Consider the following 12,157-nt stretch of genomic DNA (forward strand, 5'->3'; position numbering starts at 1 on the left):
CAACAAACGGATCGTCAAACCGACCAGAAATCTGGTCAAGTCGGCCAACAAGATCGCCAAGGTCGCCAAAGTCGACCACCAGGGAGAGAACAATGCGTGAAGCGGTAATCGTCTCGACGGCCAGAACCCCGATCGGAAGGGCCTATCGCGGGGCCTTCAACGACACCCAGGCCCAGCATCTCGGCGCTCATGCCGTGAAGCACGCCGTGGCGCGCGCCGGGATCGACCCGGCCGAGGTCGAGGATGTCGTGATGGGCGCCGCCCTGCAGCAGGGTTCGACCGGCACGAACGTCGCCCGCCAGATCGCCTTGGCCGCCGGCCTGCCCTCGACCGTCGCCGGCATGACCATCGACCGCCAGTGCGCTTCGGGCCTGATGGGGATCGCCACGGCGGCCAAACAGGTCGTGTTCGACCAGCAGAAGGTCGCCGTCGGCGGCGGTCTGGAATCCATCTCCCTGGTCCAGAACCAGCACATGAACCTGTACCGGATGAAGGACGAGGCGCTGCTGAAGCTGTCGCCCCACATCTATATGTCGATGCTGGAGACCGCCGAGGTCGTGTCGCGCCGCTACGGCATCTCGCGTGACCGCCAGGACGAATACGCCCTGCAATCCCAGCAGCGCACGGCTGCGGCGCAGGAAGCCGGCCGCTTCGATGCCGAGATCGTGCCGATGACCACCACCATGCAGGTCGTTGACAAGGCCACCGGTCAGGCCTCGTCGAAGGAAGTCACCCTGTCCAGGGACGAGGGCAACCGCGCCGACACGACGCTCGAAGGGCTGAAGGCGCTGAAGCCCGTCTTCGGCGGCGGCGAGGAAATCCAGCAGGGCGAGTTCATCACCGCCGGCAACGCTTCCCAACTGTCGGACGGCGCCTCGGCCTCGGTGATCATGGAGGCCGGCGAGGCCGTGCGTCACGGCCTGCAGCCGCTCGGCGCCTACCGCGGCATGGTCGTCGCCGGTTGCGAGCCCGACGAGATGGGCATCGGCCCAATCTACGCCGTGCCCAAACTGCTGAAGCGCCACGGGCTGACCATGGACGACATCGGCATCTGGGAGCTGAACGAGGCCTTCGCCGTACAGGTACTGTACTGCGCCGACACCCTCGGCATTCCGATGGATCGCCTGAACGTCTCGGGCGGCGCCATCTCGATCGGCCACCCTTACGGCATGTCGGGCGCCCGGATGACCGGCCACGTCCTGATCGAGGGCAAGCGCCGCGGGGCGAAGTACGGCGTCGTGACCATGTGCATCGGCGGCGGTCAGGGCGCCGCAGGCCTGTTCGAAATCTACTAGAGCACTACACCGCCATCCGCGCTCAACCGGGCGTGGATGGCGGCGGATTTGCTTCAGGGTCGACCGGGCTCTGTCCGGCAAGGAAGCGACACCGCTCCGCCTCCATCTTCGCCTGCCATTTCGCGCGCAGTTGCGCCGGACGGCCCGGAAACCGGTCGTCGAGGAAGGTCGCCTCCACGACGCGGTCCGTGCGGAAGGTCCGGAAGTCGTCGCGGCTCTCGCACCAGGCGACCAGCAGACGCGTCGTCTCGCGATAGCCGATCAGCAACGGCCAGACCGTCCTCAGCGAGGACCGGTCCTCCTGATCGCGGTAGTCCAGCGTCACCTTGCGCCCGGCGTGGATCCAGGCCCGCAACTGGCCCATGTCGAGCATCTCGACCTCGTGGGTCTTCCACACTGCGGAGGTCACGGCGGGCTCCATGATCACCGGGCGCAGGCGCTCGGGCACGGTGGCCGCGATCTTGGCGATCAGATCGCGAGCCGCCCGGGCGAGGGCCGGGTCCCCCCTGCCCGCTACCCACTGGGCGCCCAGCACCGCCGCCTCGACCTCGTCGGAGGTCAGCATCAGCGGCGGCATGTCGAAGCCGCTGTCGAGCACATAGCCGATGCCTGCCTCGCCCCGGATCGGCACCCGCTGGCCCATCAGGGCGGCGATGTCGCGATAGACGCTGCGCTTGGAGGTCTCCAGCTCGGTCGCGATCGACTCCGCCGTCACCGGCCGGGAGCTGCGACGAAGCAACTGGACGATCTGGAAAAGGCGGTCTGCGCGTCTCATCGTGCTTCCTTGGTGCGCTATCGCGAGCGACGCGGTCGCTCGCTGCTTGAGCGCGGCGTCGCTGCTTGAGCGTCACCTACTGTACGACTGCTGACAGCATGCTGGCAGCAGGGTGGCGGTAGTCAATCTCTCACGGCCACGGCGGTCCCGCCGGGGCTAATTGGATGGGAGAGAACATCATGCTGACCCTGTTTCACGCCCCGCAGTCGCGCTCGTCGCGGATCGTCTGGCTGATCGAGGAACTGGGGGCGGACGCCCGCATCGAGTATTGCGAGATCGCCCACCGCAACGGCCAGAAGGTCGGCGAGCCGGACGCCAGGAATCCTCACCCGGACGGCAAGGTGCCTGCCCTGATCCACGACGGCGCCTTGATTACGGAATCGGCCGCGGTGGCCCTGTATCTGACCGATCTGTTTCCCGAAGCGGGTCTCGGCGCCTTGCCCGGGTCGCCGGAGCGTGGGCCCCTGCTGACGTGGCTCGCCTGGGCCGCGGGCGAGCTGGAACCGGCGGTCTGGAGCAAGATGACGGGCGAGGCCGACCGCGATCCGATGGCGAAAGCCCGTTATGAGGCGGCCATCGGGCGGCTGCTCGAGACGCTTTGGGAAGGCCCGTGGCTGATGGGCGATCGCTTCACCGTGGCGGACGTGATGATCGGTTCGTCGCTGGGCTGGGCCCGTTTCGCCTTCCCGGACAGCCCCCTGCTGGACGCCTATGCCGAGCGGCTGGCACAGCGACCGGCCCGTATTCGGGCGGACGCGAGGGATGCGGCGAGCGCGGTGCTCGAAGCGGCCTGATCGCCCTCAGGCGGCGTCGGCGTGTCCCTGATGGAAGGGCGCGTCGCCGTCGCCGACGATCTCCACCGCATTCAGGGCGCCGACGAAATTGTCGCGCCAGATGCCGACGTCGGTGTCGCGCACCACCTGCATCAGGGACTGCCATTTCCGGATGCGCTCGCCCTTGGGCATGGTCAGGGCCTTCTTGATCGCCTCGGCCACCTCCTCGCGGCTGAACGGATTGACCAGCAGGGCCTCGCCCATCTGCTCCGCCGCCCCCGCGAAGCGCGACAGGATCAGGACGCCCGGGTCATCCGGGTTCTGGGCGGCGACATATTCTTTCGCGACCAGATTCATGCCGTCGCGCAGGGGGGTGACCAGACAGACCTTGGCCGCGCGATAGATGCCGGCGAGCTGGTCCCGGCGATAGGAGCGGTTCAGATAGCGGATCGGCTGCCAGTCCATATCCGCGAACTCGCCGTTGATCCGGCCCGCCAAGGCGTCCAGCCGGGCGCGGATGTCCTGGTACGTATCGACGTCGTCGCGGCTGATCGGCGTCACCTGCACGAGGAAGACGTCGCCGCGCATGTCGGTGTTGTCGTGCAGGAACTGCTCGTAGCCGAGCATCCGCTCTTCCAGCCCCTTGGAGTAGTCGAGCCGGTCGACGCCCACCATCATGGAGCGGAAGGCCGACGACGCCGCCATCCGGTCGTAGGTGCGGTTGCCCTCGCGCGAGTTGCGGGCGTCGATGAAACCCTGGACGTCGATACCGATGGGGAAGACGCCGATCTCGACCTTGCGGCCGAACGCCTCGAGGCCCCCGTATCCGGACAGTTCGCCTCGCGCCTCCGAGATCACATAGTCGCGGAACAGGTCCAGCCACTCCTGGGTCTGGAACCCGATCAGGTCGTAGGCGAACAGGCTCTCCACCAGCCGCCTGTGGTGCGGCAGGGTCACCAGCAACTGGCGTACCGGCCAGGGCGTGTGCAGGAAGAACCCGATCCGGTTCTTCACCCCCAGCCGCCTCAGGTCCCGAGCGATGGGGATCAGGTGGTAGTCGTGGATCCAGATAACGTCGTCGGGCTCGATCAGGGGCGCCAGAACCTCGGCGAACCGCCGGTTCACCCGCTCATAGCCCTCACCGAAAGCCCGCTCGTAGGCGGTCAGATCGACCCGGTGGTGGAACAGGGGCCACAACGTCTTGTTGGCGTAGCCGTTGTAGTATTCCTCAACGTCCTGGGCCTCCAGATCGACAAGGGCGACAGTGACCCCGGCGCGATCTTCGTATTCGAGGTCGCCGGTGAAATGCCCGGTGGTCTCTCCCGACCAGCCGAACCACAGGCCATCGTATTTCCGCAGCGCCGCCGACAGGGCCATCGCGAGACCGCCCGCCGACCCCGCGGCGGGGTCGGCGGGGGCGGAGACCCGGTTCGAAACGACGATCAATCTACTCATGGCGCTGGGTAACGTTGCAGCGCAGCAAAAGGATCAAACGCAAGGCCGTGAACGAACCGTCGGCTCCTCGACTCATCGGACGTCCGTCCATGACCGGCTCAGCAGGACGGCGCAGTTGATGATCCCGACCAGCGAATAGGTCTGCGGGTAGTTGCCCCACAGCTCGTTGTCGCCGAGCGAGATGTCTTCGGAGAGAAGCCCCGCATGGGTCCGGCGGCTCAGCATCTGTTCGAAGATTTCCCGCGCCTCCTCGGTCCGCCCGTTCAGATGCAGGGCCTCGATGAACCAGAAGGTGCAGAAGTTGAACGCCGTCTCCGGCTCGCCGAAATCGTCCGGTTCAACATAGCGGAACAGGTAGGGCCCCTTCTTCAGGTCACGTTCGATGGCGTCGAAGGTGGCGACCTGACGTGGGTCGCCAGGGTCGAGAAAGCCGAGGTCGACCAGTTGCAGCAGGGAGGCGTCCAGCTCCGTGCCGCCGAAGCTGGCCCCGAACCGGCCCTCCTCGGGAATGAAGGCCTCGGTCTCGATGCGCTCGCGGATGATCCGGGCGCGATCGTTCCAGACCTCCGACCGATGCTCCAGCCCAAGCTTGTGCGCCGCCTTGGCCAGACGGTCGCACGCAGCCCAGCACATGACCGACGAATAGGTGTGCACCCGGGCGATGGTCCGGAACTCCCAGAGACCGGCATCGGTCTGGTCGTGCATGGCGAAGGCCCGCTCACCGACCTTCTCCAGGGCATAAAAGTCGTCGATCGAACCCGGCCGCAGCAGCCGCTGGTCGTAGAAGGACTGGACCAGAGGCAGGACGATCTGGCCGTAGACGTCGTGCTGCAGGTGTTCGCGGGCCTGATTGCCGACGCGCACGGGCTTCATGCCGCGATACCCCTCGACCGAGGTGACGATCCGCTCGTCGATATCCTCCTCGAGCCCCACGCCATAAACCGGCTGGACGTGGCCGCCGGCGGACGAGTCCACGAGGTTCCTCAGATAGACGAGGTAGTTCTCCAGCATGTCGACCGCACCGAGCCGGTTAAGAGCCCGGACCGTGTAGTAGGCGTCGCGGATCCAGCAGTAGCGGTAGTCCCAGTTGCGTCCGCTCTCGGGGAACTCCGGCACCGAGGTGGTCATGGCCGCGACGATGGCGCCGGTCTCCTCGTAGGCGCAGAGCTTCAGGGTGATCGCCGCCCGGATCACCGCCTCCTGATAGTCGAGCGGGATGTAGAGGGTGCGGACCCAGTCCTTCCAGTAGGCCACGGTGCGATCCAGCGTGGCCGAAACGCCGGGTCCGACCTCCTGGTCGTAGCCCTCGTCCGGACCGAGGAAGAAGGCCAGCGAGCGTTCCAGACGGAACACGCGCTCCTCCAGCACATGCGACACCGGACAGTCCGTAGTCAGGCGCAGGATCACATCGCTGCACAGATAGCGGATGTGGTTGGAACCCGAGGTCAGGTCCGCCCGGCGCGCGCCCCAGTCGGCGGAGGGTCTCAGCCGGACGCGGATGCGCGGCGCCCCGTCTAGCGGCCGGACGATCCGCGCGAAGGCCAGCGGCCGATAGGTCCGCGAATGCTTCAGGTGCCGCGGGGCGAAGTCGATGATCTCGACCGCCGCCCCGTCCTCCGCCGTCAGGACGGTGCGCAGGACCGGGGTATTGTCGATATAGGCCTGGCTGACGTGCTTGAGGCCTTCCAGTTCGATGTCCCAGAAGCCGTGATCGGGGGCCTCGCCGTTCATCAGGGCCGAAAAGACCGGATCGCCGTCGACGCGTGGCGCGCAGGCCCAGACGAACCGACCATTCCTGTCGATCAGGGCCGAGAGGGCGCAGTTGCCGATGGGGGCGAGGTCCAGGGAGGGACGCAGGGTCGAGGCCATGGTCATTGTCCCGCCTCCGCGGCGACAGCCTCGAGCCAGTCCATCACGGCCGCAACGTCACGCAGGCCATAGCGGGCGGCGGTCGCCCGATACGGACCGACCAGAACCCCGAACCCGCCCAAGGACTCAGCGGCGCGGAAGCCCGCTTCGTCGGTCAGGTCGTCGCCGAGCATCACGGGTACGGCCCCTGAGAACGGCGGCTCGGCCATGAAGGCCGTGACCGCCCCGCCCTTGTCGGCGCCGGGGGTGCGCAGCTCCAGCACCATATGGCCGGGCTGGAGCGTAAGGCCGGTGGTCCCGGCGAGATCGCGCGCAAGGACCAGGGCTTCGTCGGCGCTGGCGGGCGACTGGCGATAGTGGAGGCCGGTCGAGATCCCCTTGTCCTCGACGATGACCCCGGGCCGGTCTGCGGCGAAACGCCTGAAGGCGGCCAGAGCCTGTGCGACGCCGGGGGAGGCCGGGGGGCGATCCACCGCGCCGTCCCGACGCCGCCGTTCCAGCCCGTGCACCCCTGCCGCCGAAGGGGAGGCCCCACCGGCGATCCGGTCGATTTCACCCAGGGTTCGCCCGCTGACGATCGCCAGCCGCCCGGCGAGCGCCTGATCCAGCCGGGTCAGGACCGCGGTTCGCCTCGGGTCGGCCACGACGGCGTCCGGCGTCGGAGCCATCCGGGCCAGGACACCATCGAGATCGAGAAACAGCGCCAGCGGCTGCGCCAGCGCCACGGGCGGCGGGGGCAGGATTTCGACGAGCGTTCCGGTGTCTGACAGCATGAAAATCCAGATGAGTTTAAGGCCCCACAATCCAACGCGCCCGTCCGGCAAAGGTTGACCGGTTTCCGTCTGAACTTGCGTTACGGTGGATCGTCGCCACCTCGAGGCCTTGCCCGCCCCTCCATTGTGAAACCCCGCCGGATGGGGCAATTCCGCTGCACGACAACGACAGACGCCCGCCGCGCGCTTGCGCAGGCTGAAAGGGCGCCGCATCAGAAAGACGGCTCATGCCCCTCGACGCCCCCACCTCCCCGCCCGAAGCCGTCGGCGCCATGACGGACCGCGCACGCGAGGTGATCCGGCTGAACATCGAGGCCCTGCAGGCGCTGGAACGGACCGTGGACGCCAGCCTGGCCCGCGCCTGCGACGTCATCCTGTCGCGACCGGGCTATGTCGTGGTCACAGGCATGGGCAAGTCCGGCCATATCGGCGGCAAGATTGCCGCCACCCTCGCCTCTACCGGCACCAACGCCTTCTTCGTCCACCCGGCGGAGATGAGCCACGGCGACCTGGGCATGCTGCGCGGCGACACAACCCTGCTGGCCATCTCGAGCTCGGGCGAGAGCCGGGAGCTGCGCGATCCCCTGCTGTTCTGCCAGCGCAACGACATTCCCGTCATCGGCATGACCCAGCGCGGGTCGTCGTTCCTCGCCCGCATGTCGGCGGTTCCACTGGTCATGCCGAGCGTGGCCGAGGCCTGCGCCAACGGCCTGGCGCCCACCACCTCGACACTGATGACCCTCGCGCTCGGCGACGCCCTGGCCATGGTGCTGATGGATCGTCGCGGCTTCTCGGCGACCGATTTCGGCATGCACCACCCGGGCGGGTCGCTGGGCATGAGCCTGCAGAGCGTGCGCGAATGGATGGGCGACAATCATGCGCCGCCGCCGACCGTGCCGCTGGACGCCGCGTTCGCCGATCTGGTCGCCCGCATCACCGAGGGCCGCAAGGGCGCGGTCGCCGTGCTGGACGATGATGGAGCCCTTGCCGGGATGATCACCGACGGCGACATCCGCCGCGCCTTCGCCCAGGACATCGGCCGTATCACCGCCGCAGACATCATGAGCAAGTCGCCGATCACCGTCACGCCCGACCAGCGGATGAGCGACGTCGTCGACCTGCTGACGGCAAACAAGATCACGAACCTTTTCGTCGTCGTGGATGACAGGCCCGTCGCCATCGTCCATCTCGCCGAACTGATGCAGGCGGGTTACGTCTCCTGACAGCGATCCGCTTGCGGTTGACCCCTGCCGGGCAAGGGTCTACCCCGCAATCCAGCCGCGCGACGCTTCCGCCGGTCCGGAAAAACCACGCCGAAGGCTGGATTTGGATACGTCGCCTGATGTCGCGGAGCGGTCCGTTCGCTCTGATCTTTCCAGCGTTTTCGTGAGTGACGCGCCTGCGACGCCTGTCGGGGCGCAAGGCGTCGCCACGCCTGCGACATCACGTTCCACGATCTGTGTCGACGGGTTCAACATCGCCCTCGCCAAGGGGTCCGGCATCGCCACCTATGGCCGCAACCTGCTGTCCACGATCGCCCGGCTCGGGATGGACGGACAGGTCCTGTACGGTCCCGGCGCGAAGCGCTCAGCCAACAACGTCCTGAATGAAGCCGCCCTGGTCGATGCCGAGCGCCAGGGTCCGAAGGTCAAGAAGTTCGATCGCTTTTTGCGGACCTTCACCAGCCGGTTCGGCCAGACAGCCTGGCCGATCTCGCCGAGCGGGGAAGTCGTCTGGCCATCACGCGGCGGCGGCCGGCCGGAAGCGACCGCCTACTGGGCGGCCCAGGATCTGTTCCAGGTGTCGAACCGTTGCTTCAACGCCTACGGCAAGGAAACGCCGGTCGATTTCACCGCCTCCGACGAAGTCGGACGGCCCGACGCCATGCAGTGGACCGCCACCCTGCCGCTGTACGCGCGGGGCGTGCCGAACATCTACACGATCCACGACCTCATCCCCTTGCGCCTCCCGCATACGACGCTGGACGACAAGGCGACCTATATGGCGATGTGCAAGATGATCGCCCGGCGCGCCGACCATATCGCCGTGGTGTCCGAGACGACGCGTCAGGACGTGATCCGCCTGCTGGACGTCTCCGAGGACCGCGTCACCAACACCTATCAGGCCGTGCACCTGCCCGAAGCCCTGACGAGCCGCACCCAGGCCGATGTGACCATCGAGCTGGAGGGCGTCTTCAACCTCGGCTGGAAGGAGTATTTCCTTCATTTCGGCGCCATCGAGCCCAAGAAGAATCTCGGGCGGATCGTCGAGGCGTATCTGGCGTCGGGCCTCGAGACGCCTCTGGTCATCGTCGGCGGCCGCGCCTGGCTGGACGAAGGCGAAACCGCCCTTCTGAACCAGGTCATGCGCGACGGCGGGCCCAGCGCCCAGCGCATCCGACGTTACGAATACATGCCCTTCTCGCTGCTCATCAGCCTGATCCGCGGCGCCAAGGCGACCCTTTTCCCGTCTCTGTACGAGGGTTTCGGCCTGCCGGTGCTCGAGTCGATGGCCCTGTCCACCGCCGTTCTGACCTCCACCGGCGGCTCGCTGCCGGAAGTCGCCGGTGACGCCGCGGTCAGCGTCGACCCGTATGACGTCCAGGCCATGACGCGTGGTCTTCGCGCCCTTGATGCCGACGAAGCGATGCGGGACGACCTCGTTCGGCGCGGCCTGACCCAGTCCGCGAAATTCTCGGTCGAGGCCTATCAGGGACGGCTGTCCGCAATGTACGGCCGCCTCGGCCTGTCGTGACGCGATCGGTTCTCTTCGACGCCAGCCGGCTGCTGAGCCGGGTCGAACGGACCGCGCCGACGGGGGTGGATCGCGTCTGCCTGGCCTATGCGGAATGGCTGCTGTCCCTGCCGGACGTCCAGGTCACGCCGGTCCGGAGCCGAAACGATCAGCTCGTCGTCGTCGATGAAGCCTGGTTCCGGAAGTGCGTCGCCGCCATGCGATCCCGCTGGACCGGCGCCTTCTTCGAACGCTCCCTGACCGAGGATGAGATGCGGCTGATGACCGCCCTCAGCAGCGACACGAAGTCGTTCGATTCCGTCATCGGAACGCCGCCGGCCGATCCGGGACGGACGCCGGGACGACGTCGGCGCGTGTGGAAGCAGTTCTTCCGCTCGCAGTGGATCCAGAAGCTTCCGGACAGCACCCTTTACTTCAATGTCGGCCACACGGGGCTGGGCGACGCTCGCGTCCTGACCGAACTGCGCGATCGGGGCATCGAGCGGATCGTCTTCCTGCACGACCTGATCCCCATCACCCACCCCGAGTACTGCCGCCCGGGCGATCGGGACAAGCACCGCGAGCGGGTGTTGAACACCCTGAACACCGCGTCCCGGATCGTGGTCAACTCGCGCTATACGGCCGATGAGCTCGCCGCCTTCGCGGCGCGCGAAGGCGTAACGCCGCCGCCGATCCATGCCGTCCATCTGGGGCTGGAGCCGACCTTCCTGACCCCGCTGACCGCGGCGACCCCCCGGCCCTATTTCGTGCACATCGGCACGATCGAGGCGCGCAAGAACCTCGCCTTCCTGCTGTCCATCTGGCGGCGGCTTCAGGAACGTATGGGCGACGCGGCGCCTCAACTGGTTCTGGTCGGCCGCTACGGCTGGGAGAACGAGGCGGTTCTGGATCACCTGGAACGCTCCCCCGCCCTGCGCGGTCTGGTGCATCAGGCCGCGGACCTGCCCGACTCGGCTCTGGCGACCCTGATGGCCAGCGCGCGCGCCCTGGTGGCCCCGTCTTCGGTCGAGGGTTTCGATCTGCCGGCCGTGGAGGCCTCCGCGCTCGGCGTACCCCTGATCGCATCCGATATCCCCGTGCACCGCGAGCTGGTCCCGGACGCCCAGCTGATCGATCCGCTGGACGGGCTCGGCTGGCTGGACGCATTGGAAAAGGCGACCCGCCACCCTCCGAAAGCCACGCCGTTCTCGGCCCCGACCTGGGATCGGCATTTCGCCGAGGTCGGACGGCGGGTCGGTTTGACCCCATGATCCCAGTTGGCGCTGGCGGGGCGGGTCAAAGGCCGATATTCACCAACCGGGGCTTTCGAAGTACGGAAATCATGACGCGTTCTCTGCTCGCACTTTTGATCGTGTCCATTCTGGCCGGGTGCTCGACCCTGCCGAGGGACGGACCGTCGAACCGGGCCGTCGTGCGTGGCGCGACCGAGAATGGCGACTATGCGATCGTCGATCTGGACTACGCCGCCGCCGAGCGGATCAAGGCGGTCGCCGACCAGGCCTACGGTTCGCTTGCCGGAGCCGCCAGCCTGGTCCCGGTCGATGTGATCGGCGAAGGCGATGAGCTGGCGGTCGCCATCTACGAGCCCAGCGGCGCCCTGTTCGGCGGCGGCAGCGGCAATGACGGCATCCGTTCCGGCAACCAGACCCTGCCATCCGTCGTCGTGGACCGGAACGGCAATGTCGCCGTGCCGTTCGCGGGACCGGTTCGCGTGTCCGGCCTGACGACGACCGAGGCGGGGGCCGCCATCCGGCGCGCCCTGATCGGTCGGGTCGGCAATCCCCAAGTCAGCGTGACCTTGGCCACGAACGTTTCCAACGCCGTCACTGTTCTGGGCGAGGTCAAACAGCCGGGTCGCACACCGCTTTCGACGAACGCCGACACGATCCTGGACGTCATCGCCGCCGCCGGCGGGGCTTCCCGTCCGAACCAGGACGTCGAGGTTCAGGTCCGACGCGGCGACCAGACATTCACCGCCCCGCTAACAGCGGTCACCACCCGGTTCGCCGAGAACATCCGTCTGCAGACCGGCGATCAGATCAACCTGGTCTATCAACCGCGCCGCTTCTCCTCCTTCGGCGCCCTGGGCGCGGTGACGCAGCAGGATATGCCGGCCGGCGATCTGACGCTGGCGGACGCACTGAGCCGATCGGGCGGCCTGAACGATGGAGCCGCCAATGCGCGCTCCGTCCTGATCTTCCGCTTCGAGCGGCCCGAGGTCGCTCAGGCGCTTGGTCTCACGCAGCCGGTGACGCCGAAAGGCGTGCCCGTCGTCTATCGCCTGAACCTGGAAGAGGGAGTCGGGTTCTTCACGGCGTCCAGCTTCCTGATCCAGCCCGACGACATCATCTATGCACCGCGCGCCCTGTCTGCCGAAGTGGGCAAGTTCTTCGGTCTCGTTCAGTCGGTTACCCGCGTCGCGTATGACGTGACCGTGGCGAGCACGCTGAACAACTGACCGGG

Annotated in this window: 10 protein-coding genes; 6 read left to right on the forward strand and 4 right to left on the reverse strand. The window is 67.3% G+C overall.

Features of this window, described 5'->3' with window-relative positions:
* The first annotated feature begins 92 nt into the window (after window positions 1–92).
* The gene (locus ACQY68_RS16305) at window positions 93–1,295 is read left to right on the forward strand and encodes an acetyl-CoA C-acyltransferase (protein WP_428150788.1); all 1,203 of its coding nucleotides are present in this window, start codon (window positions 93–95) and stop codon (window positions 1,293–1,295) included.
* Window positions 1,296–1,317: 22 nt separating this feature from the next.
* Here ACQY68_RS16305 and ACQY68_RS16310 read toward each other — a convergent pair whose 3' ends face one another.
* A complete protein-coding gene (locus tag ACQY68_RS16310; protein ID WP_428150790.1) occupies window positions 1,318–2,070 on the reverse strand; it encodes a helix-turn-helix transcriptional regulator in 753 nt (250 codons plus the stop codon).
* Window positions 2,071–2,249: 179 nt separating this feature from the next.
* Here ACQY68_RS16310 and ACQY68_RS16315 point away from each other — a divergent pair, with 179 nt between their 5' ends.
* Entirely contained in the window at window positions 2,250–2,864 is a 615-nt protein-coding gene (locus ACQY68_RS16315; RefSeq protein WP_428150792.1) for a glutathione S-transferase family protein, read from the forward strand.
* 6 nt (window positions 2,865–2,870) lie between these two features.
* Here the strand turns inward: ACQY68_RS16315 and ACQY68_RS16320 are convergent, their stop codons facing one another.
* The 3 genes from ACQY68_RS16320 to otsB form a co-directional block, all read right to left on the reverse strand.
* Window positions 2,871–4,298, reverse strand: coding sequence for an alpha,alpha-trehalose-phosphate synthase (UDP-forming) (locus ACQY68_RS16320; RefSeq protein ID WP_428150793.1), 1,428 nt, complete (start codon window positions 4,296–4,298; stop codon window positions 2,871–2,873).
* 72 nt (window positions 4,299–4,370) lie between these two features.
* Window positions 4,371–6,173: a glycoside hydrolase family 15 protein gene (locus tag ACQY68_RS16325; RefSeq protein ID WP_428150794.1), complete on the reverse strand. Its 1,803-nt coding sequence runs from the start codon at window positions 6,171–6,173 to the stop codon at window positions 4,371–4,373.
* The gene (otsB, locus tag ACQY68_RS16330) at window positions 6,170–6,940 is read right to left on the reverse strand and encodes a trehalose-phosphatase (RefSeq protein WP_428150796.1); all 771 of its coding nucleotides are present in this window, start codon (window positions 6,938–6,940) and stop codon (window positions 6,170–6,172) included. The genes ACQY68_RS16325 and otsB overlap by 4 nt, the downstream gene beginning before the upstream one ends.
* Before the next feature lie 227 nt (window positions 6,941–7,167).
* On the opposite strand from otsB, the gene ACQY68_RS16335 reads away from it, so the two are divergent.
* The 4 genes from ACQY68_RS16335 (at window position 7,168) to ACQY68_RS16350 (ending at window position 12,152) form a co-directional block, all read left to right on the forward strand.
* The gene (locus ACQY68_RS16335; protein WP_428150798.1) at window positions 7,168–8,163 is read left to right on the forward strand and encodes a KpsF/GutQ family sugar-phosphate isomerase; all 996 of its coding nucleotides are present in this window, start codon (window positions 7,168–7,170) and stop codon (window positions 8,161–8,163) included.
* A gap of 163 nt (window positions 8,164–8,326) precedes the next feature.
* Complete coding sequence (locus ACQY68_RS16340) at window positions 8,327–9,694, forward strand: glycosyltransferase family 4 protein (protein ID WP_428150800.1); 1,368 nt, start codon at window positions 8,327–8,329, stop codon at window positions 9,692–9,694.
* On the forward strand, window positions 9,691–10,944 hold the full coding sequence (locus tag ACQY68_RS16345) for a glycosyltransferase family 4 protein (RefSeq protein ID WP_428150802.1): 1,254 nt from the start codon (window positions 9,691–9,693) through the stop codon (window positions 10,942–10,944). The genes ACQY68_RS16340 and ACQY68_RS16345 overlap by 4 nt, the downstream gene beginning before the upstream one ends.
* Before the next feature lie 71 nt (window positions 10,945–11,015).
* A complete protein-coding gene (locus ACQY68_RS16350) occupies window positions 11,016–12,152 on the forward strand; it encodes a polysaccharide biosynthesis/export family protein (RefSeq protein WP_428150803.1) in 1,137 nt (378 codons plus the stop codon).
* Window positions 12,153–12,157: the final 5 nt, after the last annotated feature.

The organism is Brevundimonas sp., from assembly GCF_965278935.1.
Lineage (GTDB): Bacteria > Pseudomonadota > Alphaproteobacteria > Caulobacterales > Caulobacteraceae > Brevundimonas.